This window comes from Solibacillus sp. FSL K6-1523 (genome assembly GCF_038005225.1).
GTDB lineage: Bacteria > Bacillota > Bacilli > Bacillales_A > Planococcaceae > Solibacillus.
The window spans coordinates 2,102,800-2,129,752 of record NZ_JBBOSU010000001.1 but is presented as its reverse complement, the minus strand read 5'-3'; the positions used below and the strand labels follow the sequence as shown (position 1 = coordinate 2,129,752).

The window sequence follows — 26,953 nt, the reverse complement described above, 5'->3', positions numbered from 1 at the left end:
GAGCGTAATCGACATGGACAACTACCTGTAAATCATTATCTCGATGCGTCTCACAGCGCTGAATTTTATCGATAAACCTTTACTTTTATATTAAAATATAACAACTATAATTGACGGAGATAATGATGACAGCACACAATAAAAATATACAAAAGATGAGAAATTAAGTGTATTCGAAAACGATAATTTATTAAAGGTAAATTCCTCCTATTGTCGAAATAAGTACATGAAGAAAAAAAAAATTATGTAATTTCAATTAATACTAATGCTTAGCATGTAGTTTTTCTTTTCCATATTAAAGGGGAGGGGGTCTGTATATATTTAGGGAAAGGGCTAATGATGTTAGATGGACATTAGTTAATGCAATTACGGCTCTTAATACGGATTCTAGCAAATACGGCTTTTAAGACGAATTCCTAAAAGTACGCTTGATTAGCCGAATTTATAAGTTATAATTTACTATATGTACAATAGAAAAGGGGGGGGATTCGTGCGAAACGCGGTCTCTGTATTTATATTAGATGTGACAGATTCAAGTAAATTTAAAAATGGACTAGAATTAAGTGAATATCTTTCAAAATGGCAAAATGTTATAGCGAATACGAATGGTACAAGGAAAATAGCCGTTAAGCATCGAATGGGCGATGAAATTATCTGTCTCGTCGAAGGGTATCCAAGTGCACTAATGATTGCCAACTATATGATTTACAATTGGGAATATCAAGATCATATGCCTTATTTCGGTGTTTCTTGCGGATTGATTGAAGAAGAAATCGATCAAATCAATATTGAAACTTGGAACAATATTTTAGTTAAAAATGCAAGGTTGGCAAATGATAAAATGAAAGAAAATAAAAATCGTAAAAAGTTAATTGAAATTAACCCTTTAAATGACAATGAAAATAGTGAAATTGAATTAATGAATATTTTATTGCAATTTCAAGGTGCAGCAATCTTAGAGCAAACCGCGAAGCAAAGGGAAATTTTAGCTTTATTTAGCCTTCTGCGCTCACAAAAAACAATTGCCGCGCGGATTGGCAAATCTACTTCTACCATTTCAGGTCACTATACGGCTGGAAAAATAGATTTAATAATAGAATCTGCAGAATCACTTTATCACATACTTACTTTAAAAGAGCCACTATCAATAATGGGAAATAATCAAATAAATACAGTTCAAAAAATGTTTGAAGAAGAATTAAGAAGGAATATTACACTATTTCAATTTGGTCAGGAGTACTAAAATGTTAATATTACTATTTTTATTGGGACATTTAATAGCTGATTATCCATTACAATCTGATCGTTTAGTAAAGAAAAAGCAAAGTGGGGCTCTTGGTGTATTTCAACATGTCGGAATCCATTTTATAACGTATTTCGTGTTATTAATGATAGGTATTTATTTTGATTTGATTGAATTTAATGGCACCATTATTTTTTATCTATTTCTTATTTGCTTACTCCATTTACTAATAGATTTAATGAAAGAAAAGTTAAATGATCGAATAGTAAAAAGTAGCAATTTAACACCACACCAAATGTCAATGAGACTTACTTTATTGTATATTTTAGATCAATTCATCCATATTTTCAGTATTGTCGTATTCGCAATTCTACTATTTGACGATTATAGTAGTTTGCCAAACAAATTAGTAGAATTTGCAACAAACCGTGAGACGATTGTATTAAATTTTGAAACTAAGGTAATTAGCACGTTTATTATTTTGTTAATAAATACATATTTTTTTGGACATCTTATAGGTAAAATGTTAGCAGAATTTAGACCGGCGAATAAAATAATCGAAACTTCCATTGAGGGGAGCTTCACTTCTAGTAATACTAATTTGAGATATGAAGGGTTTAGTGAATCAAACATCGAAACGCAATTAAATAAATATGTAACCAAAGCGGAAGATGATGTGAAATTGAATAAAAAGATTTCATTTATTAGTGATTCGCCTCCAAAGGCTGGTTTATGGATTGGTATTTTAGAAAGAAACTTAATTTTGATCCTTTGCGTATCCAATCATTTGTCCAGCATTGGATTTTTAATTGCAATGAAAGCATTAACAAGGTTCAAACAATTTGATGATAAAAGTTTTTCTGAATACTATTTGATTGGTACGATGTTAAGCATCATATTAGGAATGACAGCTGGATTTGTAATGAAGTTTTTATGGGGATAATTAATTCCGATAAAATACATATCATTAAAAAAATGAGAAAGTAGTTATTAGAAGAAAGAAAAACCGGCAGAAAAAGAGCTGCCGGTTTAGGATGAATCAACTTAATTCATATTGTTTTCATTATTATTATTTGCAAATTGACCGGAAGCTCGATTTTTATTCGCTTCTGCTTGTTGAACCTGTTGTTTTATTTCGTTTACGTCCGTCTCACTTCCGAATTCTTCGTTCATTGAGTTCATTGCATTTTGGGTTGCAAATTGACCAGAAGCTTGATTTTTGTGCGCTTCTGCTTGTTGAACCTGTTGTTTTACTTCGTTAAAGTCTGTCTCACTTCCGAATTCTTCGTTCATTGGGTTCATTGCATTTTGGGTTGCAAATCGACCGGAAGCAAAATTTTTGTTTGCTTCTGCTTGTTGGATTTTTTGTTTAATTTCGTTAACGTATCGTTCGTTATTATTATTTTGCATGGATTTCACCTCCCGAATTTAGTCTGTTCAGAAGTATTTTTATTATCCTCATTTTTTTAAAATTTAATGAATTGATTACTTATCCACCAATACTTATCGAAATTCTAAAACGGATGAGGAACTTTTGTGAATGATTGTCCTGAGGTAAAAGGAAAGAAGTATACATTCTTTTAGGCGGTTTAGTTCGTTGTAATTGAATTATTTTGTGCAGCAAAAAAGCCGATTAAATTATTCCAATCAACTTCTATTTCTATTTTTATTCTTTTCTCCGTTTCAATACCAACACTGAAAATAGCGAAAATCATACCTAAGAAAAATAGTACTTGAACGAATCTGTCTGCTGTCCAATACCCTAAAAAATTCATGAAAACAAAGATGATAAATAAAATTATTGAAACAATTTGCGTATAGAAACGTAAATTATCAGACATTTATCCCTCCAATTTATTCAAATATAATTATGCTTTAAGGCTAACATGAAATGGGTGATTAGACATGATTGCCTTTAAGCTCAATTTTAATGAACTGCACACCAATTCCATATACAATTGAAATTGCTAATGATACAAAAATATTGAGCCAGGTCCGCCAATCCTTCCCATCCGTATTGCCGTACTACACATGGTAAAGATGACAAGGTTTATTACATTAACAGCAAGTTTAAATTTCCTGAATGGGAAGGGCGGTTCATGTCATAAAATATGATATATATCATTGGAGGTGTACCTAATTATGGATTATATTGTGCATTTACAAGATTTCAAACCATATAAGGTGAAATCAGTGAATTCGGTTGAAATAAAAGATGGATCTTACTTTCTTTATGATGAAAGGGGAGCTGTATTGCTTGCTGTCCCAAGAGACAAGGTTAAATGCATATTGAGTAAAAATATTGTTGGGAATTAAATGGTTGAAGTTTTGTTTTAAAATATGGTTCTATAGCCATTTTGATTGCTCCTTAAACGCACGGGCAGGTGACTTATTGGAGACAACCAATTGCATCGCTCCTTTCAAATTACTATCTATATATCATCAAAAGAAATTTAAATGTTTGAATATGGAACAGAGCATTTCTTGTATATATATTTCTCTAAATGAACTCGAGCAAATTCATACTCGACGTTGAACAGTTGTCGCACGCAATGAATCGTTTGAGAAGTACAATCCATAATTTCCAATTAATCCTGCATAAATGTAGGCATGCAAAGGTGGCACATAAAATTATTGACTTTAAACTCCTGATATTCACGGAATAGAGGAGGTATGTTAAATTGATCCCCAGTATGCAGCAAAGGTTGACATAGTTCATGGCAAAAATCCTGCCATTGTAATTGATTGCTAATGCGACTATCAATAAATATTACAGTCATATCGTTGTATAAAATCGCTTCACTGTTTTTTTCCCATAAGAAGACCCTTGATACCCATTACATTTGAAATCGTCTATAATATTTAGCTGCGTGGGGCTTACAGTTATCAAATAGAACGTACGCTCTTTTTAAGAGTACAATAAAACCCCACTGTTTGTTAGTGGGGTGAAAAAATTATACAATATTTACCGAACCATAAATACTTGATGTTTTCCAGCTCAATAAGTTTGAAGTATTTTTTTCATATGTCATAATTTCATCAAAAATCATTGAAGAGTGAGGAAATTTATGTTGAAAGTGAATGATATTTTGAAAATCCTGTTCTTCCATTGTCAAAAATAATAGCTCACTTCCATGACTATTTAATTTAGCAATCACATCTAAATAGTGGTTAGTAGTATGGATTTTTTCGACAGCTAAAGTTGGCATGATAATTATCCCTCCTTTAAAAAGAGTTGAATTAAGTTATTTAATTTGTCGCTTACAAACAATTTTGCATCCGCATAGTCTTTTAGATTATATAAATCTACGGATTTTTTAAATTCGTCAAAGAGACTAACCCTAATATTTTTTACAATATAACTTAGATTGCTTATACTGTCTAGAGTCCCTAGACCTACACTCGTATTTTCTAATTCGTACCCGTCTTTTTCAAGAGTAGTTTTTTCAAAAAAGACTTCCACCTGTTGATTAACCCATATAGTAAAGTCCTTTTTTAAACTAATTGCAAGAATTTGATCGTGGAAAGTATCATTGTTATTAACAATAACTTGCTGTATATTTTCACGTTGCGCTTGTACTAAAATTTCATAATCTTTTTCTGATAAAGTTCCTTTATCTTTTAACTCTTTATATTGTGCAATTTGGTCATTGAAATTTTGTTCTACTTCTTTTTCTATTCTATCTTTTTCTCTTAAATATATCGCAATACCTTGTGAGGAAAAGCTATCGATATTTCCTACGTTTGTAGCAGAATGTTGGGTAACTGCCAATGTCAGTTCTTGATAATCTTTATCGGAAAGCTCTTTATCTGTAGGTTTACTACCAAAACTTCTTTTTTCAACAAACCCTAATTCATCGAATGGTAATGAAAGTTGTTCAGATATATTTTGTAATTGCTTTTTCATTGCAGTAGCCGTGTCTCGTTGATTTTTATAATATTCCCAAAGTTTTTCTAAATTTAGTTCCTGGTGATAAATTACATTACAAATATTATCAAAATCGTTCCCGTCATATATTTTTCTTAACCCTCGTCCAATAGCTTGTGCGTAGGGACCAAGAGTACGGTATGGCCTAAATATAGATATAATCGAGATATTAGGATTATCATAACCTTCACCAAGCAATTGAATACTAACAATAACCTTAAAGTCACCCTTTGTGAATGCTGCGAGTCTTTCTTCATTTTGATTAGGTGATAATGATCTAGTACTCACATAAGTTGCTGAAAGCCCAGCTTCATTAAACCATTGACAAAGATTTTGAGCATGTTGATCGTTACATGCAACAGCTAGTATTTGATGATTTTGATTACTATTTTGCTGTTTTGTAATATATGCTTTTTTGGTAAAATTAATAACATCTTTTGAACTTTCTTCCGACATAGCAATACTGGCACTAACAGCATCACCGCCCAGTAAATGTTTAGCATCTGCTAAAGTTAGTACTTTTCCATCATTTCGAGTAAAGGTTACGTGATCTGGAATAGCCTCCTCCTTAATCACTTCTTTTAATAAACCATCATCTATTGCTTGACCAAGTGTATATTCGTAAATAGGGTCTAACTCATGATTAATTATGCTTAAATTATCACTTCTAAATGGTGTTGCAGTTAATTTAACCACCTTTGCGGTATTGAAATAATTAAGTGATTCCTGCCACATTTCTGCAGCTACATGATGCGCTTCATCAACAATAATTAAATCAAAGAAGTCACGAGGGAGCATATTTTTTAAATTTATTTCCTCTGAACTTCCAACGATTTTATGAACATTCGTTATAACTAAGTTAGCTCGTTCTAACAAGAACATGATAGCTTCTTTAACGCCTTCCTTTTCATGGTTAAACCCTTCATACTTATAAGATCTGGGCAATTTTGCGTAATCAAATATAACTTTCTGCTTTATCCAAAATGATTTTTCAGGGTTCTCAGCGGTATTTAAATTTTTATATACTGCGGATCGGACAATTTTACCAGGAGTAATAATTAGTACACGTTTACTTGATAACCCAAATGGAAGTAAAGCCATAACGCCAGATTTACCCGAACCAGTGGGCATCACAACAAGTGATTCTCTATATTTTGGGTTATCCTTAAATTCTTTATAGTGAGATACAACAGCTTGATAAGCCTCAATTTGAGCCGGATATAAGTTAGTGTTTCCAATAATATGTGCGTGAGAAGAATTAAACATAAAGATCACTCCTATTTTTAGAATAAATAACAAGTAAATATAACTTGAAAGTACAAATATTTTACATCTATACATGGAAAAGAAGGCATGCTATTGCACACCTAGGTTCTTCATTTTTATTTTATCCCTCATGCAAAGACTTCATTTCTTAAATAATTAAAGATATAATTATTTTAAAGGTTATTAATAAGGAGGGGCGTCCTTATGCATATACCCGGAAATGATTATCTTCTTGTTAGTTTAAATCACTCAGAAATTGATACGATAATATCTAATTTAGAAATAGGCTGGTTCGAATGGAACGAACAAGAAGCGGGTGTATTATTAGCTCAGTTTAAACATTTAAAATATTCCTTAATCCAAAAGCAAACTAATGTCCCTGATAACTCGGTATAACGTATCGACGGTTTCTTTTTGTACTGGATCTTCATTTGTATGAGCATTGCCGCTTCTAATCGTATTCTGTGCTCGTATTTCCTTTTCAAGTCTTCCAGGAATAATTGAATTAGCTATTAAGACATCCAAAGACTAAAGTATATAAGTATTTTTAGGTAGTTGATCAGTACCTAATCTATTTACAATCAATATTCTCAAAATATTTTCTAAAGTAATTCCACCAGTTGCGGCAGCGGCTAAATATAATCCAGACTTATATGTTTTTATAGATTCTCCTAATTCGTATTCGAAGCTAGGGGAGTTTATTTTGTAGACAATTTCTTCTAGTCCAAATACATTAAAACGATCCTTTTTCTCTTTAACAAATGTATCGTTATGAAGGTAAGCAAATTCACGACCTTTTATTTGGCCCATTTCAGTTAAATCTCCAGGATCTTCAGAAGCATTTCCTGGGCTTCCATCAAGGGTAGGTCCTTCAAAAACCATAAGGAATGGTAAAACTAACCAAAGGTGCGTCAGTTCTTCCTATTAGATTTAGCATTTTCTGATCCCGTTCTATTTCATTTAGGTCTTTTATTTTTTTATAATCACCAAAAGTTTTATACTGAGCATGAATAAATGATAATAACATCGTTTTTTCTTGATAAATATTGAATTTAATATAAGTGTCGTGGAAGATAACAACGCTATAACGAGCCTTCTCTATAAAAGGAAATACTTCCGGAAACTCTTCATATAATTCTGCAAATTTTTCTTTTACTGTTTGTTCATATGACTTCAAAAATTCGTGGAAGAAATTAGACGTTGCTTCTTCAAATAACTTAGAATCGGGTATATTAAAAACGTAATCATCTTCAAGTTGAATAGGTCTTCTCATTTATTCGTGTCCCTTCTACAAATTAAAGTAGATGCGATACTTTCTAGTTATAATCCCTTGCTGATCGACTATTAAAAAAGGCATGCAAACGCACACCTTACTTATTTCCGTTATACAGTTAAATGAGAAAACTAGATTGTAGCTTCCACATATGACTGGACAGAATTAATGATTTGTTCATTGTGCGCCAAGAGATCTATGGGGTGGATAAATTCAATGACTGTACGTTCTTTATCTGTTGCTGAGTCATTAAGTACAATATAATTACGATTTTTTTCAAAGTATACACGTACAATCCATTTACGAATACTATTATCAATAATGATATTAAAATAGCTTCTATTATCACGATAAAATACACGGTCTGGGGTTATTGTATCCTTAAGAATAACTTTGACGATCGAATATGTTTCAAGCTCTTCTGGAGTTGTAACAATGCCATCGTCCTTTGTTACTTCAACTGGTGGTAATAGTTCTTCTTCTGGATCAGGTAGCACAACACGTACTTTGTTATCGCCAGTTGATTTTAAAGCTGCATTTAATTTTTCGTTAACTTTTTCTGTAATCATTTGCTTCAAGCCTTTAGAAATTATTGGAGTAAATTTTTCTAAAGTCGTTTTGGTTTTTAAACCATCATAAATTTGATGCACAAGGAATTTCACAAAATCCTCATTGGGTGTGTCAAACTGTACAGATAAATAACTTTTAAGCGCATTTAAATATTTTAAATCAGAAGCATTACTTGAAATATTTTCAAGGTCAAATGATTCTTTACGGAATTTCGCAATTTCTTGAACGTGAATATCACGTAATTCCGAAATGTTAAATGTAAAGAATGGTGTAGTGTCCATTTTATTTGGCTCTTCTAAATCTGTAAAAAACTTGTATTCTATACCATTTGTGAGTATCCCAAATTTAGCTGTAGTAGTACCAAAATAACGGAATAACTGTGAATCATGCTTTGTTAGATTTTCTGTGATACTTTTACATTCAATTAAAATAACTGGTTCACCGTCATTTAAAATAGCGTAATCTACTTTTTCACCTTTTTTAATCCCGACATCGGCAATGAATTCAGGACTAAATTCTAAAGGATTAAATACATCATAGCCCAATATTTGAAAGAAAGGCATAACAATTGCAGTTTTTGTTGCTTCTTCTGTTTTAATTGATTCCTTCATAGAATCAATGCGGACTGATAAACTTTTCAGATGCTCAATAAATTTCTCCATGTAAAACCCTCCTAGTTTGCTATTTATTAACCTAGTTATATCTTCACGTGAAAATATAACTAGGTTAATAATAAAAAAACAAAAATATTTAATTTTTACAAATGTAGTATTTTGAAAGAAGATGTCATAATGGCATGCCCCATACGAAACGTTTCAGATTGTGCAAGACCAGCGCGCACATGAGTTTAATGGTCTTGCACAGATATTAATTCACAAGATTGTGAAGCAAGACGAGAAAAAATCAGTTCAATTAATGGATGAACTTGAAGTACTTGCTGCTCCGTTAATTGAATTTCTACACAACAATTTTAATCCGCACTGTCATATAGAGATTACTCAAGATTTCACCAGAGTGGTTGTGGATGTTATCGGCATCCCGAAAACTAATTAATGCGTTTATAACGTTTGATTTTATCAAGTCTTGAAATTTCAGAACCTAATGAACTAGAATTCATAAAGCTTAGGTACTCAGATTCAGAAACATCGTAGTAATGATAGATGGCGCCGTCGCTAAATTCAATTTCTAAGATATCATTTTCCCATCCAACACTACGCATACGACTTGAAGAGACAAATTGTCTATTCATTCTTAACACCTCTCTCTAATGTCAGTATTCGACATTAAGGGAAGGAAGCCTTTAATAAAATTCGGGAGGTTTTAGTATGAATCCATTAGTGGTCATTAGAATTATCTAGTTTTTCACATTTTTGTTTTATTAGATTCTTTTGCAAATGGGATTTTTGTGAAAAATATACTTTATGTATACTTCGACAAACTAATGAACTTTATGAATATAAAGAATTGCTTTAACCAACATTTTGTCAATATAGTGAAGGGAGCTAGCCAATTGGAACAACAATATAAATTTAAGGCATGGCAGCCAAATGAGGGGTATCAAACAATTGCTCCACGTAAAGCTCTTCTTCGCTGATAGGATTAGGAATTCTCCTTATTCCTTATAAATAATGTCCAGCTAAATATAGCCTATCCAAATTATTAATATGTAAAGCAGAGGGATGCCTTAAAGGTGTTCCTTTTTATACTTTCTATGCAACTAGCAACAAGAGGGTATTACAAAACAAACAAATGCCCTGGAGATGGTGGTTATGTTAGATGGCTAGAGTAAGAGGTCCAAATCGCGATAAAACATATGAACTTAATAAGGCAGCTAATGGTGACATCAAGATAACCGCAATTACTGAACAATTAGGCGTTGCAGAAGGCACGCACGGCTGGAAAAGTAAAGATAAGTAGGACAATTAGCTTGAGGAGAAATCAAATATAATGTTCTACAAAAGCTGCTCCTAATCTAAAAAGAACGAAAAGAAATCTACAACTGAATCTGTAAAATCACAATCAACTATAAAGTACGAACTCGTCTCCAGTGACGGTTTGAACAAAAAGTAGTTACTTTTTTGTATGTATTAAGTAAAGTATTGGAATGCCACAAAAGTTTATAAAAAGGATATGGATGCGACTACGTTTCCGCTCTGTCGAATGGCAGCCGATTGAATAAAAATGATAAGGTGCCAATAGAAATAAATCGCCTGAAAGCGGAACTGGCTAATAGTATTTTGTTGAGCGCCCGAGATGTGTTGCAGAAATAGATCGATTTTACATTTAATTCAAAGGGACGACCATTTGAAGATGATTATGGCAACTACATTGCGTATATGCATTCCTATGTAGCATTGAAGAACTCAAAAGAAGTAGGCGGTATTATTTTAACGGAGGTCAAAAGGGGAGAATGGCTTGTCCTACAAGCTAGCACACTCATGGGACTATAGGTTTAACGTTTCTTTATTAATGATTTCAATTTCTTAGATGTCACTGCTTAAAATACACTTTATATTGAATACCTACCAAGCATTTATTTTATTTTGGACCTCACTGGGACCCCACTTTATAATGTTTAATAACGTTTATTCGGATTTTTAACCCAATTATTATAAAACAACTAAATTCTTTATCGTCTCCATTCCACACCCACCCCAACATTATCCTAAAAAAACATTTCCCATCAAACCCTTACATACCAATAGATTTAGCGGTATAATACCCACTAGAGGTGAAAGTAATGTATATATCAGAAACAAAAGTAGACATCCGTTATGCGGAGACGGATCAGATGGGTGTCGTGTACCATGCCAATTATTTGATTTGGTGCGAGATTGGTCGCTCAAAAATTATCCAGGACCTTGGCTTTAACTATGCGGAGCTTGAGGCAGATGGTTATGTGTCACCGGTAATCGATTTTTCGATTCAATATAAAGCGGCAATACGGTACGGTCAAACAGCGACAGTTCGCACGTGGATTGAGGAACATACAAAACTGCGCTCAACATATGGCTATGAAATTTTGCATGAAGATGGGACGGTAGCAGCAACTGCGACATCTGTGCACATTCTTGTGAAAAAGGAAAATTTCCGTCCCGTTTCATTAAAGAAAATCAATCCTGAGTGGGATGCAAAATACGTAGAAATTGCACGTACTTAATTTAGACTCATAAGCAAACCCCCATTTCGCTCAACTCGGCGAAATGGGGGTTTACTTTATATGAAAGCTAGACTCAAATCGATTGCGCTACTTCATAAGTATCATCAATATATTTGGCAATCTTATTTTGATCCGCTGAAATATTCATCAATGTTGCACTTAACTCTTCAATTGTTGCTGTACTTTCTTGAATGATGGCAGCAAATTCATTTGTGCTCGTATGAATCGATTCACTGTTCGCCGATATGATTTGGACATCTTGTGTGAATTCAGCTAAGCTTTTTTGTAGTTTTTGCATTGTTTCATGTACATCCTGGAATGATTGATTAGATTGCTCAGCTGTTTGCACTTGCTTCGATATTTGGGTGAATCCATTGTCTAGTTTGATAAGTGCTGCTTCATTATATTGATTCACTTCACTTAAATTGCCATCGATTTTTCCAAGTGTTTGATCCGTTACACCCGCTAGCTTGCGGATTTCCTCTGCTACAACAGCAAAACCTTTTCCATGTTCTCCAGCTCTTGCTGCCTCGATGGATGCGTTTAACGCGAGTAAATTCGTTTGCTCCGTAATTTGTCGTATCGCACCTGCGAACGTATTTGTTTCACTTATTTTCTTGGAAAGTTCTTGGAAAGTTTGATTCAACTCTTCAAAGAACACTGTAAATTGAATGATTTCATCCTTCATTGTTTCCATTACTCCAGAACCATTTGTCGCATTTTTTTCTGCCAACTCTGCTTGATTCACAATGTTATTTAGGTGATTCACCATTTCTCTAACAGCATTCGTTGTATTTTCTGTATTGTTCACGATGTCGCTGACGTGATTCGACTGACGTTGCGAACCGATACTTACTTCTTCAACGGCTATTAACATATCTTGCTGGGCATTATTTGAAGCAGCTGTATTTGTACGGATTTGTTCTAAATTTGATGAGATAACCGACACAGAGGATTCGAGCTTTTGCATTAATTTCTCTTCCTCTAATGCTTTTTGCGTCCCGATTTCCATTAATTCCTCTACATTTGTAAATAGCTTTGTACTTTGTCTAACTTGTAAGAAAATACCTAAAGCGATGATTGTTTGGATCAAAAATACATTGGCCATTTCGTCTCCAATAATACCACTCTCATCAAACATGACATTCACACTCATCACAATGAGCGACCAAATGTAACCGAAAATGAAAACAGCTTGACTATTATGTAAACCACCTAAAATTAATATAAAGAGCGCTAATATAATTGTGGATACATTAACTACGTCAGATACACTTGTAGCGATTGTCGTGGCGGCTCCTGCCAGAACAATAATATAAGGGAAAATTAGATTCATCGTTGCATTTTTTTTCGTTAATGCAAACACGACTAATGAAATAACTAATGGTAAACCGAGTGAAATAATGACGACAAAAGGTTCACCCAATGCAATTTGTGCAATCACACCAAGTGATCCCGCAATCCCATATGCTAGCATTAAGGTAAAGTTTTTTTTCTGTAAATCTAACAACTTCAATTCTTGTATATTCAATTTTTCTCTTCCTCGCTCCTGTCTATTTTTGGACAACAATAAATATTCTAACATTATATGATTATAACATTGGAATATTTTTCGTCTATTACAATATTTTTAGCTTTCAATTTAATTAGAGGTGACAGTTTTTCCGCATTCATTTACTACTGACTTTTACCCGCACTTGTTACTTTCTAACCGCGTGAAATCTTGGTATAATGGGAGCTATGACTATTTAAGATGATTCAGCACCAAGCTGAATCATCTTAAATCCCCCGGCGGATGTCACAGATTTTAAGAGGAGCTTTTCGAGCGAGCTCGAAAAAATCTGGACACAATTACGCCGAGGCGTAATTGATTGAGAGGAGAGTGTTCATGGTTCAGAAAACAATGACATATGAGCAAACGCGCTGTCACATTTTATTGACGAATACCGCGCGTGAAGCGTTGAAGCAGCATGTTCCAGATGAACACGCCTTTTTTAATTTCCAACAATATTTCATCGTTCATATTGAGAAGGTTTCAGTGGAAGATGAGCAAATGAATATCACACTTTATTTTGATAATGAAAAAAATAAAACGTTAAAGCAAAAATTTAATGAACGTGTCGTCATTATGGATTGTGTATTTGATCCGAAAAATGGACTCCTAGCAAAAAGCTTCCGAACGCGAGGCAAAGGGACTCCAGTCGCAACAAATCGACGTCAAGCGATGCAAATTCATTTTGTGCCATCACGCATTAGCGGACATACATATAAAGAAAACTTTACGCAAATGCTTGCTGCTTTGCCCATTGCTCAGGAGCGATTTGACTATGTCAATAAACGGATTTCGAGTTGGGAAGGGTATTTAAAAGTACAAAATAAAAACGCCGACATTGAAGATATTCATGCGCGTTTTTCGACCGTTACGTATAATGCCGCTTTTTCACATATGACGATGCGCCTTGCCAATGTGGAGAAAAAGCAGTGGCAGCAAATAAAAGGACTGAGTGCGCGCCTACGTGGCTATGTGCAGGAAATTGGCGAAGTAGTAAAAGTGAACCGCGCAGAGCAATCGGTTGAAATTGAATTAAAACCGTTTAACGCGCAATTAGCACGAAAAAACGAACTTCATTTTCAATCAGAGGATGTTTCATTTTCTAATGCCTCCACAAAATCTCAGCTTAAACGTCTATTAAAGGGCTTTGAGCGATTAAAAGAAGGCTTAGCGGCCAATGCCAATCTCGAAACAATTTTATTTGAAGACAAGCCTGTTCTAGCTGAGCATAACAAAGCGGTCGAGCTCGAATTTCATAATCGTTTAAATGAATTCCAACAAGCCGCTGTTGCAGGAGCGATGAGTGCGGAAGATTTGTACGTCATCCAAGGCCCGCCCGGAACCGGTAAAACGACGGTTATTTCAGAAATTTGCTATCAAAATGCGAAGGCCGGATTGAAAACGCTCGTTGCCTCCCAATCGAACTTAGCCGTAGATAATGCGCTCAGCCGTTTACTTTCGAATCAGGACATCCGCATTTTACGCTACGGTCGCACGGAAAGTATTGAAGAGGAAGGCAAGAAATTCATCGAAGAAAATGTCGCATCTTACTGGCAAAAACAAACGTTTGAAGCGATTTCAGATGAAATTTCTTTGCATGCACAAAAAGAGCAATTATTAACGGAAAACATACAAGCAATTGAAGAAGATATTACTACGTTACAACAAAAACAGTTGGAACTTCAGCAGCAGATTGATCAAAAGCAAGCCGCCGAAGCTGAACTTCATCTATTAGCAGAAAAAATATCAGCATTAAAAAAGGAGTTAACCGTTTGCAATAAAGCACTCGATGAAACGGAGCGCACATTAGAGAAATTACAGCAAACGCATACACCGCTTAACGAGATTGTCCAAGGCTTCATTACACAGCTTGAACAAGGTGAAACGACTAACGCCTTACAAGAAAAATTACAGCAGCTACAAAAGGACAAAAAAACCGCTACCGAAAAGATTCATTTTTCTCAGCAAAGTCGTCAACTCCAACAGCTTGAAGCAAAACAACAGCAGCTCGCACAAGCAATAGAACGCGAGCAGGAAACATCCAATTATGAGTCATTAATTGATACAATTGCCGCTTTGAAAAAGGTTGTTCAAATTGAAGAGTTTATGGAGCAGTACAATATTCGTCGTAATTATGCGATGGATCGTTTGTTGACGGCACTCGAGCGACTTCAACCTGAAATGGAACAGTATAAACCGATTAAAGAAGTATACGAGCGAATTGAAAAAGCGATTAAATATAGCGAAACGGCACTTGGGATTCATGTGACACCTGCTGATTTACCGATGAATCATACGTATTCATTAGCAGAAGTAAGTGAGTTTTTAACGAAGCTGAGCACGGCTTTTCGGGACAAAAAGGTGAATGCAACTAACGGAACACGCTCGATTCAGGGGCTTCATTTACGTAAGCAATACCTCGATCAGCTCAATGGAAAATTTATGGACGGCATTCGTGAAACAGTACTCATTTTTGAAAAGCTAAAAGAAGAAATCATTACCCAGTTCAAAGAGCAAAATAGTGAAAAAGCTCAAAAATCACAGGGATTACAACAGGAGCTCGAAAAAATCTCGCTACAAATGACGACGATTCAAGACGCGATCCCTACTGATTTTATTCCTGCTGTATCAATTGATGAGTTAGAAGAACAGCTTTCACATAACGAGTTAGAACAAGTGAAAATCGAAACGCAAATCGGCAATCGTGAAAAGCTTGAAACACAACATGTGAAAAAGTTTGAAGAACTTCAAGTGCTGACAGAGCAATTATCGCTTGGCAATGAAACACTCGAACAACAAACCGGAAAATTCAAAGAAATTAATGTACAAGGAGTTCAGCTTGAAAAACGACGCGCGGAACTGGAACAATTAACACGGTCAAACCCTGAACAAGCGCTTGCACAAACGGAAGAAGCATTGAACACATGCAATGAAGAAATTGTTGGCTTACGCTTAAAAATCGACATGCTACCGGTTACGCAACAGCTGCAAACAGAGTGGCATAGCTTATTAGGACAGGCAAACAGTCATGACTTAGAAGAAATCCGTAAGCTATATGTAAAACATGCCAATGTGATCGGCACAACATGCGTTGCTTCTGCCAACAAAGAATTTATGGACAATTATCCGACGTTTGATGTCGTAATCATTGACGAAGTTTCCAAAGCGACACCACCCGAGCTTCTTTTACCGATGCTGAAAGGCGCGAAAGTCATCTTAGTAGGGGATCATCATCAGTTGCCACCACTTGTAGGCGACGAAACATTTGAAGAAACGTTAGAGCAAGTGGTGAAGGAAAGTACGACATTTGAAGAGAAACGTGAGCTTGAAAAATTACTGGAAGAGTCCTTATTCGAGCGTTTGTATAAAAACCTTCCGAAGCAAAATAAAACGATGCTCGCGATTCAATACCGCATGCATGAAAATATTATGGCGACCATTGCACCGTTTTATAAAAATGAAAATGAAACATTGCAATGTGGGTTAGAAGATTCCGATCAATTACGGGATCATTATTTAGAAACCGATTTAGTGAAGCGTGAAAACCATTTAATGTGGCTTGATGTTCCAAATGACAAGCAGCATTTCGAGGAACGTATGAAAGAAGGTTCCAGCTTATTTAATGCTAGTGAACTTGAGCAAATAAAACAGCAGCTTATTGCAATGAACGAAGCAACTGCAAACGCCAAGCAACAAGGACTTATTGCCGAAGATGCATTGAAATCCGTCGGTGTTATTTCTTTCTATGCGGAGCAAGTGAAGCGCATTAATCGTTTAATTGAACAAGAAATTTCCGTTCCGCATCTGCATATTCGTACAGGTTCTGTCGATAAATTCCAAGGGATGGAGATGGATGTCATCATCGTCAGCATGGTGCGTAATCATGCAAATGAGCGCGGGGATATTGGCTTTGCGAAAGATTACCGCCGTTTAAATGTCGCCTTATCTCGTGCCCGTGAGCTGCTTATGCTGATTGGAAGTGCCACAATGTTTACAAAACGTCCGAAGCAGGAAAAAACAAAGGCAATGTACGGACAGTTACTTGAAACCGTGAAGCAGCAGGATGGCTACCACTTAATTAAATCGTAAGAAAGGAGCAAAACAATGGATTTACATGCATTTCAAGAAAAATTAGCAAAAGAGCTGCTGCAAAATCCGAACATTGAAATAAAAAAACAACTGCAGTATTCCATACCCGTTCATACATTGGAAGTGAGTTATCATCCCGTTGTCCGCAATGCGATGGATATTTTAATGAAAATGATGCTGCTTTCCTTTCAAAAAGCGAAACTACAAAGCCCTGCGATTTTAGCGGATATTTTATTAGTAGAGCCGCTTTTTATTCACGATTTAACGAATAAAATGATGCATCTTCATATGATTGAAAAAGACGAGCATTACACATTGACGACGAAAGGGCTTGCGCAGCTACAGGCGGGGATTTTTGAAGAAGAATTGCCGCTTGTGTCGCGTCACTTACAATATAGCGCGTTGCACAAGGACGTATTACAAGGGGATATTGAGGCATTATTAGATATCGAACAGTTTCCTGACAGCTTCCCGTATATGGAGTCCGAGGAAATCGGGGCACTTGATGAAGCGATGTTAATCGAGCATTTGCAGACACTCGAACAAGAAAACGAACTTGCAGAAGATGAAGTGCAAACATTTATTACGTCCATCCATGCAACGGAATCCATTCAAATTAATGATGTGCCCGTGCTGTGCTTTGTCCTTTACGATCAAAAGGAAGAGCGGCATGAAGTACGGGTTTATAACACGTTGACGAATGAATGGGATGTAGAAGTGGCTTCGGTTGTTTTTATGCATGAGAAGGAAACCTGGTAAAAGAGTTAAATGAATCTAACAAAAGGACTTGCATAAATGATAATCAATCATACTTGCAAGTCCTTTATTTGATGGCTATTTCAAAATTACATCATATTTCGAGTTTTGTTCGTCTATTTTGGACTTTATGCGTCTATTTTGAGTTTTGTCCGTCTATTTTAGAATTTATGCGTTTATTTCAAGTTTTGTCCGTCTATTAGCGAATTTACCCGTTTAAATATCATCTTTATATTTTTTTACAATAGAGAAAGTTAATCGAATCGCATAATAAACACCATAAATCATAGCTAATAATATAAGGAAAATTATTATTTGACCTATCCATGCTCCCATCACTTGTCCCACCTTATTTACGTCTTAAATTGATGATCTTTTCATTAATGACTGAATAATCAGTTCTATAAATAGTGTAGCACATTTATAATTATAGGTGCGAGATGAATATGGTTCAAAAAAGATTGACTGTTTCCACAGATGATACGTTGATGTTTATAAGGAAACTCAAGGTAAATATTGCACAAAAATTACTCCAAAATATAGGTTTGATAACCGATATAAGTATTAATTCAGAAAATTATATATGTGAAGAGGGGAATCATTACATGAATATTAGTACCGCTGCATCTTATCAAACAAAAGCTTTCTATGCGAAAAACACCGCCAAGATGGACACTGGGGGAAGGGCATTTAATATCCCCCAAACGATAGCGACTACACAAAAAGACTCATCTACTGTTTATGAAGAACTTTCTAGTAAATACGATGTTCGAAGTGCTACTTTTGAAGAAATTGTTGAAATATCCAATGCATTATTTGAGGCAGGAGAAATATCTTCCAAAGAACATATGCTTATGACATTTGATTTCGAGCGTGCTACTAACCATTTAAAACAAAATGTACCAGGTGTTCCATCTAGTTTTAATATGTGTGAAACACCTGCTGATAGGAATGGGCGCAGAGATTGGATTGCTGAGTTTGGGGCAAGAGCATCAAAAAATTTTAAGTTTGGCAATTTAATCGGTTATCAAAGTAATATGAAAGCTGTTAATATATTGCAAAGACTCAGCACAAAAGTAAAATAGGGACCTCGTAAAATAATACATTTTTAAGGGTGGAACAGGCAGCCGCCACACCAATACTAATCATTGGTCTTATAAGAGATGCAGATTGTCACCTGCCAAATAACTTATCATTCGTGTAACACCTACATCTGCAATTAAGTATGGGGTTACCAAACTTGATTATGAGTATTCGTCGTAAATCAACTTTACGACCTTAGGAGAGAATGCACTTGTTAAAGAATAGATATATTAGCATAGTTTTTGTTATATTGATTGCGAGTGCAGTCTTTCTATTATATACACTAAAGATTGGCCAATCCGGCGGTTCTATACATAAACCAGTAGAACAGGCTACATCAATAAGCAAAGAGCAAACCGGTGAAAAGAAAACATTATCCATGATGGAAGCTGTGCTCCTTGGATATGAAGAGGCGAAGAAGTATACAGAAGAAGAACCCTTGCTTATCCATTTGACAAGTACAGATGATACGACTAGTTCGCAAGGAAAAAATGAAGGTGCGGACGGTAAAAGAATTGCGTGGAATGTTCTATTTGGGAGTAAAAAGGGGAATATTCATATTAACCTATATATCAATGATGGAAAAGTCGATGCCTGGATGAGCGAGGACGATAACAATTTGCTTCAGAAGGGACAATATGCTGTTTCTGACATTAAAATTGATTCTCCCGAGGCAATTAAAAAAGCGATTGAAGTATTGGATATACAGCCAGAGGATCCTAAAGTAGAGGATGACTGGATTAAGGGGTATCATTTTAGTATTTCTGGATTTCTTACTGACCCAAACTCCTCTGAACGACGTTATTTGCTTAGAATCATGGGGATTTCACCGAATTCTCCTAACAGCGAGAATGACAGCTTAAGGATGACCGTATTTTTTGATGTCAAAACAGGCGAAATGGTGAATGCTTCTGAGATGACTGGTTACGACAAGGATGATCGTACAGACTGGAAGGAAGTAGAGCTTGAAAAGATGCCAAGCAATAAGTGATTGTTGGAAGGAACGATGGAAAATAACTTAAGAGAAGAGCGATTAGTGTCAGGATTTTGGCGATTTACAATGTTCTGGTAACACATTTTTAAGAATTATTGCAAAATTCCCAAATCCATGTTACGATGGTTAACAATTCAATAAGACTTATCAAGAGAAGCGGAGGGGAATGGCCCGATGAAGCTTCAGCAACCTCTAATTTAGATTAGAAAGGTGCTACTTCCAGCAAGGGATTTTCCCTTGAAAGATAAGAGCGAACTTAGAGTCCCTCATTCTTTTTCTGGAATGAGGGATTTTTGATTTTAATAAAGAAAAATTGGGGGAACGAGCATGCCTATTAACATTCAAAAACAATTACCAGCTGGGGAATTACTGCGACAAGAGAAAATTTTCGTAATGGAAGAAGACCGCGCGAAAACACAGCAAATTCGTCCGTTAAATATTTTAGTGTTTAATTTAATGCCGGAAAAGGAAAAAACGGAGCTACAACTTTTACGCTTACTTGGCAATACACCATTACAAGTGAACGTGACATTTTTAAACACAGCTACATACGAATCCAAAAATGTCTCGAAGTCACATTTAGACACGTTTTATCAAACATTTGATGAAATTAAACATCGCCGCTATGACGGACTCATTATTACTGGGGCTCCTGTTGAAAAGATGGAATTTGAAGAGGTTGGTTATTGGCAAGAGATTCAGGAAGTGATGGATTGGGCGGATAAAAATGTCACGTCGATTATGCATATATGTTGGGGAGCACAAGCGGCATTATACCATCGCTTCGGCATAGGGAAATTTGAATTACCGAAAAAATGCTCGGGTATTTATTCACATGTTATAACGGATTTAACCGTAGATTTAGTGCGCGGCTTCAGTGATCATTATGTCGCACCACATTCACGTCATACCTCGGTTTCGATTGAGGAAGTCCGCGCCCATCCAGAATTGCGTTTGTTGAGTTATTCAGATGATGCTGGGGTATTTATCGTCCAATCAAAAAATAATAAGCATATTATGATTACCGGTCATTTAGAATACGATGCAACAACACTATCGGATGAATATTTCCGTGATTTGGAGAAGGACCCGGAACAAACAGAAATTCCGGTCAATTACTTCCCAAATAATGATCCACAAAAAGAACCAAAAAATACTTGGCGTGCACATTCACATTTACTATTTTATAACTGGTTGAACTATTATGTGTACCAAGAAACACCATATGAATGGCATTTTGTTGAAGATGCATTAGAATATCATATTTAAAACGAATCTAGCTCCTATCACTAAAATTGACGATAGGAGCTGATTTAATTCATTCATATCTTACTTCAACGCCACCCATGTGCGATCACGTTCCATTTGAAGGTGAACAGGGGTATTGAAAAAGGCGCTTAACTGCTGCTCGGTTAACAAGGCTTGCCGATTTCCTTGATCGTACGCCTGACCATCCTTCATAAGCAAAACGTGAGAAAAACAAGGTAATATTTCTTCTACATGATGCGTTACATAAATAAGTGTCGGTCCACCTGGTTGCTGTGAAATTTTTTCAATCGTTTGCAGCAAATTTTCTCGTTCAATCAAATCTAAACCACCACAAGGTTCATCCAAAATTAATATTTCCGGATTGGCCATTATCGCCCGCGCAATTTGAACGCGCTGTCTTTCCCCTTGAGATAGATGTTCAAACGTTTTATTCGCTAAATGGGCACAATTAAAATGCGTCATTATTTCTACCGCTTTCTTTATATCGGCATCAGTTACTTCTTCAAATAAGCGCAACGCTCCAAACATCCCACTCAGTACAATTTCAACCGCATTGTCCTGCAGATTAAAGTTGTCAATCATCGCATTACTTACCCATCCGATTCGCATTCGAAGCTTTGGAATATACGTTTTACCATACGTTTCTCCCAGCACTTGCACCGTTCCCGCATTTGGCCAAATATAGCCGTTAATCACCTTTAATAAAGTTGTTTTCCCCGAACCATTTAAGCCTAAAATCGCCCAATGCTGATCTCTTTCAACGTGCCAACTGAAATCTTTCAGTATGACTTTTTCATTGCGGTAAAGATGAATATTTTCGATATGTATCATTTAAAACACCTCCACTTCTAATTATGCAATATTTTATAAAATTCAGAAAGTACATGCGGAGATTTTTAATAAAAAAGGCAATACCTCTCAATTGAATAGCATTTCATTACAAACTCAGTAGAATATTCTATATAATAAAAAATCCTCTCAAAACGTTGTTAATCCAGCATTTTAGACGTTTTTTTATCGCCTCCTTTGAAAAAGTTAAGCAAAAAGAATGAATATTCCTTTCAATTTAAATAAAAAACGTTATACTTAAAATCGGTATGAAGCAAGTTAATACATAGGTAGGGATTCTTTTATGATTCAATTAAAAACAGTAAGTAAAAAATTTAATAATGAAATGGCCATTCTTGACGTATCGATATCCATTCAAAAAGGGGCTATTTATGGATTGATTGGTCCAAGTGGAGCGGGGAAATCCACATTGCTACGTATGATGAATTTGTTAGAACGTCCAACTGCTGGAGAAGTGTTTATAGAGGGACAAAACTTGACGAATTTATCGAATGGAAGGCTACGTGAGGCACGGAAATCGATTGGGATGATTTTTCAGCAGTTCAATCTTGTTGCGAATAAAACCGTCTTTCAAAATATCGAAATTGCCTTAGAACTCGCTAATTTTCCAAAAAGCGAACGTAAGGCTAGGGTAGGGGAATGCTTACAATTTGTCGGGTTGGAAGCGATGCATCAAAAATATCCTGCACAACTAAGCGGTGGGCAAAAACAGCGTGTTGCTATTGCTCGTGCCATTGCGAACAATCCAACGATTTTATTATGCGATGAGCCGACCTCATCACTGGATCCTTCTACAACGAATGAGATTTTATCCGTTTTACAGTCGATCAATGAGGCGCTAGGCGTGACCATTGTAATTGTTAGTCATGAAATGGATGTTATTAAAAGCATTTGTACCTGTGTAAGCGTCCTCTCACAAGGGCAAATTTATGAGACACTCGACATTAAGCCGATAGGTATTCATGCGATTGAAGCACATCCGCAGTCATTTGTAGACGCTTTACGAATGGGGGCGAATAACTAGATGCCAGATGTACTCATTCAGTATCAAGCAGAAATTGTACAAGCCATTTTAGAAACATTCATAATGGTTGGTGCTTCTATACTAGCAGCTGTTTTAGTCGGATTGCCAGTCGGGACATTGCTGTTTTTATGTCAAAAAGGAAAAGTGTTAGAGAACAAATTTATTCATACTGTACTCAATTTGCTCGTTAACATTATCCGTTCGTTTCCGTTTTTATTATTAGTTGTTTTTTTAATTCCATTTACACGTTTGCTTGTAGGGACAGCCATTGGTACGACTGCGGCGATTGTTCCGCTTGCAATTATCGCAATTGCGCATTATTCTCGTTTGGTTGAGCAATCATTATTGGATGTGCCAAAAGGTGTTATAGAAGCTGCAATTTCAATGGGCGCTTCTGTAAACGCTATTATTTTCAAGTTTTTATATGTTGAAGCACGATCAGGTCTTGTGCTTGGTTTAACAACTTCGACCATTAGTTTTATTTCTTATTCGACGATAATGGGCGTCGTAGGTGGTGGAGGCATTGGAGACTTTGCTATCCGCTATGGCTATCAGCAATTCCGAACGGATCTTATGATGTATATGATCATCATTATGATACTTCTTGTACAGCTCATTCAAATCATTGGAATGACAGTTGCAAGAAAAATAGATAAACGATAGGTAGGGAGAATTCAAATGAAGAAATATTTGTTCGTTGTTACCGCGCTATTCGTCCTTGTATTAGCTGCTTGTGGTGACAAGAAAGAAAAAGATGTGGATACGACATCAACAGAAAAAACGGTTTTAAAAGTAGCATCATTGATTCCACCAATGACAGAAATTTTAGAGCAAGTTAAACCGATTTTAGCAGCGGATAACATTGAACTAGAAGTCGTTATTTTAGGGGATAATGTACAACCAAATGCCGCTTTAGCAGCAAATGAAGTGGATGCGAACTTTTTCCAACATCAATTCTTTATGCAGGAATATAATCGCAACAACAATAGTGATTTAGTTGCCATTCAAGAAATTTATTACCCGAACTTTGGCATTTACGCAAAAAACTTTGAGTCATGGGATGCTTTACCTGAGGGGGCTTCGATTGCGATCGCAAATGATGCATCAAATATCGACCGGACATTACGTCTATTAGCAATGTCAGATGCGATTGAACTGCAAGAAAAAACGGGTCCTTATTTTACTATAAAGGACATTACGACAAACGTGAAAAATCTGCAATTTAAAGAAGTGGATTTGTTAATGCTTGCACGTATGTATGATGAGGCGGATGCGGTAGTTATGTATCCAGCGTATGCCGCGCCACTTGGCCTAACACCTTCAGAAGATGCGATTTTAACGGAAGGCGAAGGGAATGAATTTGCGATTCAACTCGTTACGCGTGAAGAAAATCAAAATGACGAAGCAATTCAAAAATTAAAAGCAGCAATGACAAGCGATACTGTTCGTAAATTTTTAGAGGAAAACCATAAAGAGACAGCAATACCTGCGTTTTAAACATAACTCATTGCAAGACAAAACAAAGCTGAGACGAATCGAAATATCCTGTAGTAAGGTATACTACTTGTCGATTCATCTCAGCTCTTTTTTATTAAATCAATTACGCCTTGGCGTAATTGCGTCCAGATTTTTTCGAGCTCGCTCGAAAAACTCCCCTAAAAAATCTGTGACATCCGCCGGGGCTTAACTTAATTCAGCAAATTCATTTGCTGAATCAAGTTAATTAATCGCGCTTTCTACACCAGCAGCGCGGTAAAATAGCTTTTCATTGACGCTTAGAGCCCACTGTATAATCGGTCCTAAAGCAAAAGCCATTATAACCGTTCCAATACCAATCGGTCCGCCCAATAGGAAACCTAGTACCGCAACGCTAATTTCAATCGTTGTACGTGCGCGCTTAACAGACCAGTTTAGCTTTTTAACAATGAGTAGCATCAATGTATCACGCGGCCCTACACCTAAATTCGCGACAATATACATGCCACAACCAAAACTAAGCAATAGTAAGCCGAGTATAAAGGCGATTGTTTGCTCCATAAGCCCATTCGCATTTGGTAATAAAAAGTTAAATATATCAATAAAAATACCTGTTAAAAACATATCGATATACGTACCCGCTCGAGGTAACCGCTTCGTAATAAGTGCATCAATAACTAAAATGAGCACACCCAATAAAATTGACCATGCACCAATCGTCAAACCCGCATTTTTCGCAAGTCCGATATGTAGCACGTCCCACGAGCCGACGCCAAGTACTTGTCCCTTTATTGTCAATGTCACGCCTAAAGAAAGCACGATAATTCCTGTTATAAAAAATAGGCAGCGCCAATAAAATTCTTGCTTTATCTTCATAAAAAAATCCCTCTATATTTCATCTTAGTTGTCATAATCTAACTACCATTATAACGACAACAAGAGAAAAAGAGGGATAACTATTAATTCTAAAAATTCACCTTGCAGATCAATTATGCCAAGGCTTAACTATTTTTCATACGTATAACTTAATTCATCTAAGCTTTTATCGACGTTTACGATTAAATTATGCTCATTAAAAAACCATTCATCGGACTTTTCAATATAAAAATGAACATCCTCTACAACAACATTTACACCCATTTCATGTGGTAACTCACGATTCATCCCTAATGAAAATCCTTCGTGAAAAGGGGAGGAACCACCGTAGCGTGCATAAAAGCGAATAAAGTCGCCATTTTCAATTTCCATTTCATTGCGGAACCATTCAATTGCTTCGTTTGATAGTATAATTTCCATAAGCTCACCTCAAAATCTATTATGCAATACATGTCTCAACTCAAATCATACAAGTTGATGACCTAAATTTCCACAAAAATCGACTTTTCCCACTAAAAAACACACCTTTTTTCTTATCGCGAAAAAAGATGTGTTTTGAATTTATCATAGCTTATCAATTACGCCTCGGCGTAATTGCGTCCAGATTTTTTCAAGCACGCTCGAAAAGATTCCTTTAAAAATCTGCGACATCCACTGATGCTTGGGCCAACACGATGTTGGTCACTCAGGCGTTGCCACACGACGTGGCGTTCTTAGCCTAAGTTCCTCTATTTGCTAAATCAAGTTAAATCCATTTCACTTTTGGTTCTGTCCCGTTTTTAATACGTGTTATATTTTCACGGTGACGATAAAATATAAATGTCGCTAAAAAGGCGATCAAAATGAAAAGTGCAAAATCTCCAGTAACAATCCAATAAACAGAGCTATAAATTAATGCAACAACCGCTGTAATCATCGACGTTAAGCTGACCATTTTCGTCATTTTAAGTGACAGGAAAAATGTGAAGAATAGCACGATAAAAAGCGGCAAAGAATAACCGAGAATAACACCTGCACTTGTTGCGACAGCTTTCCCACCGCGGAAGCCTGCAAAAATAGGGAACATATGACCAACAACCGCCACAACACCTAAAATTAGCGGATGAATGGTTGCGTCTGAAAAGAATGGCAGTGCTAATAATAGAACTGCTGCTGTCCCTTTAAAAACGTCAATTAATGTAACAACAAGACCTGGTTTTTTTCCTAGCACACGAAATGTATTGGTTGCGCCTAAGTTCCCACTACCATGCTGGCGAATATCTGTATTATAAAATATTTTTCCGATCCAAAGCCCTGAAGGTATCGAACCGATTACATAAGCACAAAGGAGAATGAATCCATTAATCATTAGTTGCGCTCCTTTCAAATTTCAAAATTAATAGTTGGTACTAATACTATGTGATGATTATTCTACACCGTTTTAGAATGGAAGGAAAGAATTATTTTTTCTTATAAAACGGAGCTAATACAGGAAAAAAGTTACATTGTAATGATTGAATTGCATGATGAACTTTTAATGCGCATTCGTTGATGGTACAATTAATC

At 35.8% G+C, this 26,953-nt stretch carries 29 protein-coding genes and 1 riboswitch; of the genes, 15 read left to right on the top strand and 14 right to left on the bottom strand.

Annotation, left to right across the window (positions count from 1 at the left end):
* The first annotated feature begins 490 nt into the window (after window positions 1–490).
* A complete protein-coding gene (locus MHI10_RS10085) occupies window positions 491–1,243 on the top strand; it encodes a hypothetical protein (RefSeq protein WP_340785134.1) in 753 nt (250 codons plus the stop codon).
* A gap of 1 nt (window position 1,244) precedes the next feature.
* Window positions 1,245–2,186 (top strand): DUF3307 domain-containing protein, encoded by a 942-nt coding sequence (locus tag MHI10_RS10080; RefSeq protein WP_340785132.1) that lies wholly within the window; start codon window positions 1,245–1,247, stop codon window positions 2,184–2,186.
* 101 nt (window positions 2,187–2,287) lie between these two features.
* Here MHI10_RS10080 and MHI10_RS10075 read toward each other — a convergent pair whose 3' ends face one another.
* Window positions 2,288–2,653 carry a gamma-type small acid-soluble spore protein gene (locus MHI10_RS10075; protein ID WP_340785131.1) on the bottom strand — a complete coding sequence of 122 codons (366 nt, stop codon included), beginning with the start codon at window positions 2,651–2,653 and terminating at the stop codon, window positions 2,288–2,290.
* 179 nt (window positions 2,654–2,832) lie between these two features.
* Window positions 2,833–3,084, bottom strand: a complete 252-nt coding sequence (locus tag MHI10_RS10070; RefSeq protein ID WP_340785129.1) for a hypothetical protein — start codon at window positions 3,082–3,084, stop codon at window positions 2,833–2,835.
* A 301-nt stretch (window positions 3,085–3,385) separates the two neighbouring features.
* On the opposite strand from MHI10_RS10070, the gene MHI10_RS10065 reads away from it, so the two are divergent.
* Window positions 3,386–3,559, top strand: a complete 174-nt coding sequence (locus MHI10_RS10065; protein ID WP_340785127.1) for a hypothetical protein — start codon at window positions 3,386–3,388, stop codon at window positions 3,557–3,559.
* Window positions 3,560–3,831: 272 nt separating this feature from the next.
* Here MHI10_RS10065 and MHI10_RS21425 read toward each other — a convergent pair whose 3' ends face one another.
* The 3 genes from MHI10_RS21425 to MHI10_RS10055 form a co-directional block, all read right to left on the bottom strand.
* Entirely contained in the window at window positions 3,832–4,023 is a 192-nt protein-coding gene (locus MHI10_RS21425; protein ID WP_445683181.1) for an ImmA/IrrE family metallo-endopeptidase, read from the bottom strand.
* 174 nt (window positions 4,024–4,197) lie between these two features.
* Window positions 4,198–4,452 (bottom strand): hypothetical protein, encoded by a 255-nt coding sequence (locus MHI10_RS10060; RefSeq protein ID WP_340785126.1) that lies wholly within the window; start codon window positions 4,450–4,452, stop codon window positions 4,198–4,200.
* Between the two features lie 5 nt (window positions 4,453–4,457).
* On the bottom strand, window positions 4,458–6,437 hold the full coding sequence (locus MHI10_RS10055) for a DEAD/DEAH box helicase (protein WP_340785124.1): 1,980 nt from the start codon (window positions 6,435–6,437) through the stop codon (window positions 4,458–4,460).
* A gap of 204 nt (window positions 6,438–6,641) precedes the next feature.
* Here MHI10_RS10055 and MHI10_RS10050 point away from each other — a divergent pair, with 204 nt between their 5' ends.
* Window positions 6,642–6,833 (top strand): hypothetical protein, encoded by a 192-nt coding sequence (locus MHI10_RS10050; protein WP_340785123.1) that lies wholly within the window; start codon window positions 6,642–6,644, stop codon window positions 6,831–6,833.
* A gap of 132 nt (window positions 6,834–6,965) precedes the next feature.
* On the opposite strand, the gene MHI10_RS10045 is transcribed toward MHI10_RS10050, so the two are convergent.
* The 3 genes from MHI10_RS10045 to MHI10_RS10035 all read right to left on the bottom strand — a co-directional run bounded on the left by MHI10_RS10045 (window position 6,966) and on the right by MHI10_RS10035 (window position 8,942).
* Window positions 6,966–7,319 (bottom strand): hypothetical protein, encoded by a 354-nt coding sequence (locus MHI10_RS10045; protein WP_340785122.1) that lies wholly within the window; start codon window positions 7,317–7,319, stop codon window positions 6,966–6,968.
* Window positions 7,309–7,710, bottom strand: a complete 402-nt coding sequence (locus MHI10_RS10040; RefSeq protein ID WP_340785121.1) for a hypothetical protein — start codon at window positions 7,708–7,710, stop codon at window positions 7,309–7,311. Before MHI10_RS10040 ends, MHI10_RS10045 begins: the two co-directional genes overlap by 11 nt.
* Before the next feature lie 131 nt (window positions 7,711–7,841).
* Complete coding sequence (locus MHI10_RS10035) at window positions 7,842–8,942, bottom strand: type I restriction endonuclease (RefSeq protein WP_340785120.1); 1,101 nt, start codon at window positions 8,940–8,942, stop codon at window positions 7,842–7,844.
* Window positions 8,943–9,102: 160 nt separating this feature from the next.
* Between MHI10_RS10035 and MHI10_RS10030 the strand changes: the two genes are divergently transcribed.
* A complete protein-coding gene (locus MHI10_RS10030) occupies window positions 9,103–9,333 on the top strand; it encodes a hypothetical protein (protein ID WP_340785119.1) in 231 nt (76 codons plus the stop codon).
* On the opposite strand, the gene MHI10_RS10025 is transcribed toward MHI10_RS10030, so the two are convergent.
* Complete coding sequence (locus tag MHI10_RS10025) at window positions 9,326–9,529, bottom strand: KTSC domain-containing protein (protein ID WP_340785118.1); 204 nt, start codon at window positions 9,527–9,529, stop codon at window positions 9,326–9,328. The two genes, MHI10_RS10030 and MHI10_RS10025, sit on opposite strands and share 8 nt — an antisense overlap.
* 527 nt (window positions 9,530–10,056) lie before the next feature.
* Here MHI10_RS10025 and MHI10_RS10020 point away from each other — a divergent pair.
* Window positions 10,057–10,197 (top strand): phage terminase small subunit-related protein, encoded by a 141-nt coding sequence (locus tag MHI10_RS10020; RefSeq protein ID WP_340785117.1) that lies wholly within the window; start codon window positions 10,057–10,059, stop codon window positions 10,195–10,197.
* Between the two features lie 823 nt (window positions 10,198–11,020).
* A complete protein-coding gene (locus MHI10_RS10015) occupies window positions 11,021–11,440 on the top strand; it encodes an acyl-CoA thioesterase (protein ID WP_340785116.1) in 420 nt (139 codons plus the stop codon).
* A 73-nt stretch (window positions 11,441–11,513) separates the two neighbouring features.
* Here MHI10_RS10015 and MHI10_RS10010 read toward each other — a convergent pair whose 3' ends face one another.
* Entirely contained in the window at window positions 11,514–12,971 is a 1,458-nt protein-coding gene (locus MHI10_RS10010) for a methyl-accepting chemotaxis protein (RefSeq protein WP_340785115.1), read from the bottom strand.
* A 357-nt stretch (window positions 12,972–13,328) separates the two neighbouring features.
* On the opposite strand from MHI10_RS10010, the gene MHI10_RS10005 reads away from it, so the two are divergent.
* The 5 genes from MHI10_RS10005 (at window position 13,329) to metA (ending at window position 21,183) form a co-directional block, all read left to right on the top strand.
* A complete protein-coding gene (locus MHI10_RS10005; protein ID WP_340785114.1) occupies window positions 13,329–17,081 on the top strand; it encodes an AAA domain-containing protein in 3,753 nt (1,250 codons plus the stop codon).
* A gap of 15 nt (window positions 17,082–17,096) precedes the next feature.
* On the top strand, window positions 17,097–17,840 hold the full coding sequence (locus MHI10_RS10000; protein ID WP_340785112.1) for a nucleoside-diphosphate sugar epimerase: 744 nt from the start codon (window positions 17,097–17,099) through the stop codon (window positions 17,838–17,840).
* 443 nt (window positions 17,841–18,283) lie between these two features.
* The gene (locus MHI10_RS09995) at window positions 18,284–18,922 is read left to right on the top strand and encodes a hypothetical protein (protein WP_340785111.1); all 639 of its coding nucleotides are present in this window, start codon (window positions 18,284–18,286) and stop codon (window positions 18,920–18,922) included.
* A gap of 209 nt (window positions 18,923–19,131) precedes the next feature.
* Window positions 19,132–19,911: a hypothetical protein gene (locus MHI10_RS09990; protein ID WP_340785110.1), complete on the top strand. Its 780-nt coding sequence runs from the start codon at window positions 19,132–19,134 to the stop codon at window positions 19,909–19,911.
* Between the two features lie 144 nt (window positions 19,912–20,055).
* A riboswitch (SAM riboswitch) is annotated at window positions 20,056–20,165 on the top strand.
* A 76-nt stretch (window positions 20,166–20,241) separates the two neighbouring features.
* Entirely contained in the window at window positions 20,242–21,183 is a 942-nt protein-coding gene (gene metA / locus MHI10_RS09985; RefSeq protein WP_340785108.1) for a homoserine O-acetyltransferase MetA, read from the top strand.
* A 60-nt stretch (window positions 21,184–21,243) separates the two neighbouring features.
* Here metA and MHI10_RS09980 read toward each other — a convergent pair whose 3' ends face one another.
* Entirely contained in the window at window positions 21,244–22,014 is a 771-nt protein-coding gene (locus MHI10_RS09980) for an ABC transporter ATP-binding protein (protein WP_340785107.1), read from the bottom strand.
* 301 nt (window positions 22,015–22,315) lie between these two features.
* On the opposite strand from MHI10_RS09980, the gene MHI10_RS09975 reads away from it, so the two are divergent.
* The 3 genes from MHI10_RS09975 to MHI10_RS09965 are packed head-to-tail and all read left to right on the top strand — an operon-like array spanning window position 22,316 to window position 24,553.
* On the top strand, window positions 22,316–23,056 hold the full coding sequence (locus MHI10_RS09975) for a methionine ABC transporter ATP-binding protein (protein WP_340785105.1): 741 nt from the start codon (window positions 22,316–22,318) through the stop codon (window positions 23,054–23,056).
* Window positions 23,057–23,719, top strand: a complete 663-nt coding sequence (locus MHI10_RS09970) for a methionine ABC transporter permease (protein WP_340785104.1) — start codon at window positions 23,057–23,059, stop codon at window positions 23,717–23,719. It abuts the gene before it with no gap.
* A 15-nt stretch (window positions 23,720–23,734) separates the two neighbouring features.
* Complete coding sequence (locus MHI10_RS09965) at window positions 23,735–24,553, top strand: MetQ/NlpA family ABC transporter substrate-binding protein (RefSeq protein ID WP_340785102.1); 819 nt, start codon at window positions 23,735–23,737, stop codon at window positions 24,551–24,553.
* A 222-nt stretch (window positions 24,554–24,775) separates the two neighbouring features.
* On the opposite strand, the gene MHI10_RS09960 is transcribed toward MHI10_RS09965, so the two are convergent.
* The 3 genes from MHI10_RS09960 to plsY form a co-directional block, all read right to left on the bottom strand.
* The gene (locus tag MHI10_RS09960) at window positions 24,776–25,402 is read right to left on the bottom strand and encodes a YczE/YyaS/YitT family protein (RefSeq protein ID WP_445683217.1); all 627 of its coding nucleotides are present in this window, start codon (window positions 25,400–25,402) and stop codon (window positions 24,776–24,778) included.
* 135 nt (window positions 25,403–25,537) lie between these two features.
* Window positions 25,538–25,828 carry a HesB/YadR/YfhF family protein gene (locus MHI10_RS09955; RefSeq protein ID WP_340785098.1) on the bottom strand — a complete coding sequence of 97 codons (291 nt, stop codon included), beginning with the start codon at window positions 25,826–25,828 and terminating at the stop codon, window positions 25,538–25,540.
* Window positions 25,829–26,153: 325 nt separating this feature from the next.
* Window positions 26,154–26,756, bottom strand: coding sequence for a glycerol-3-phosphate 1-O-acyltransferase PlsY (plsY, locus tag MHI10_RS09950; protein ID WP_340785096.1), 603 nt, complete (start codon window positions 26,754–26,756; stop codon window positions 26,154–26,156).
* Window positions 26,757–26,953 lie beyond the last annotated feature (197 nt).

Bases quoted from the DNA above. Each gene is read 5' to 3' on its own strand.
- MHI10_RS10080 (WP_340785132.1), top strand. From the start codon at position 1,245: ATGTTAATATTACTATTTTTATTGGGACATTTAATAGCTGATTATCCA.
- MHI10_RS10075 (WP_340785131.1), bottom strand. From the start codon at position 2,653: ATGCAAAATAATAATAACGAACGATACGTTAACGAAATTAAACAAAAA.
- MHI10_RS10070 (WP_340785129.1), bottom strand. From the start codon at position 3,084: ATGTCTGATAATTTACGTTTCTATACGCAAATTGTTTCAATAATTTTA.
- MHI10_RS10065 (WP_340785127.1), top strand. From the start codon at position 3,386: ATGGATTATATTGTGCATTTACAAGATTTCAAACCATATAAGGTGAAA.
- MHI10_RS21425 (WP_445683181.1), bottom strand. From the start codon at position 4,023: ATGACTGTAATATTTATTGATAGTCGCATTAGCAATCAATTACAATGG.
- MHI10_RS10060 (WP_340785126.1), bottom strand. From the start codon at position 4,452: ATGCCAACTTTAGCTGTCGAAAAAATCCATACTACTAACCACTATTTA.
- MHI10_RS10055 (WP_340785124.1), bottom strand. From the start codon at position 6,437: ATGTTTAATTCTTCTCACGCACATATTATTGGAAACACTAACTTATAT.
- MHI10_RS10050 (WP_340785123.1), top strand. From the start codon at position 6,642: ATGCATATACCCGGAAATGATTATCTTCTTGTTAGTTTAAATCACTCA.
- MHI10_RS10045 (WP_340785122.1), bottom strand. From the start codon at position 7,319: ATGGTTTTTGAAGGACCTACCCTTGATGGAAGCCCAGGAAATGCTTCT.
- MHI10_RS10040 (WP_340785121.1), bottom strand. From the start codon at position 7,710: ATGAGAAGACCTATTCAACTTGAAGATGATTACGTTTTTAATATACCC.
- MHI10_RS10035 (WP_340785120.1), bottom strand. From the start codon at position 8,942: ATGGAGAAATTTATTGAGCATCTGAAAAGTTTATCAGTCCGCATTGAT.
- MHI10_RS10025 (WP_340785118.1), bottom strand. From the start codon at position 9,529: ATGAATAGACAATTTGTCTCTTCAAGTCGTATGCGTAGTGTTGGATGG.
- MHI10_RS10020 (WP_340785117.1), top strand. From the start codon at position 10,057: ATGGCTAGAGTAAGAGGTCCAAATCGCGATAAAACATATGAACTTAAT.
- MHI10_RS10015 (WP_340785116.1), top strand. From the start codon at position 11,021: ATGTATATATCAGAAACAAAAGTAGACATCCGTTATGCGGAGACGGAT.
- MHI10_RS10005 (WP_340785114.1), top strand. From the start codon at position 13,329: ATGGTTCAGAAAACAATGACATATGAGCAAACGCGCTGTCACATTTTA.
- MHI10_RS10000 (WP_340785112.1), top strand. From the start codon at position 17,097: ATGGATTTACATGCATTTCAAGAAAAATTAGCAAAAGAGCTGCTGCAA.
- MHI10_RS09995 (WP_340785111.1), top strand. From the start codon at position 18,284: ATGGTTCAAAAAAGATTGACTGTTTCCACAGATGATACGTTGATGTTT.
- metA (WP_340785108.1), top strand. From the start codon at position 20,242: ATGCCTATTAACATTCAAAAACAATTACCAGCTGGGGAATTACTGCGA.
- MHI10_RS09980 (WP_340785107.1), bottom strand. From the start codon at position 22,014: ATGATACATATCGAAAATATTCATCTTTACCGCAATGAAAAAGTCATA.
- MHI10_RS09975 (WP_340785105.1), top strand. From the start codon at position 22,316: ATGATTCAATTAAAAACAGTAAGTAAAAAATTTAATAATGAAATGGCC.
- MHI10_RS09970 (WP_340785104.1), top strand. From the start codon at position 23,057: ATGCCAGATGTACTCATTCAGTATCAAGCAGAAATTGTACAAGCCATT.
- MHI10_RS09965 (WP_340785102.1), top strand. From the start codon at position 23,735: ATGAAGAAATATTTGTTCGTTGTTACCGCGCTATTCGTCCTTGTATTA.
- MHI10_RS09955 (WP_340785098.1), bottom strand. From the start codon at position 25,828: ATGGAAATTATACTATCAAACGAAGCAATTGAATGGTTCCGCAATGAA.
- plsY (WP_340785096.1), bottom strand. From the start codon at position 26,756: ATGATTAATGGATTCATTCTCCTTTGTGCTTATGTAATCGGTTCGATA.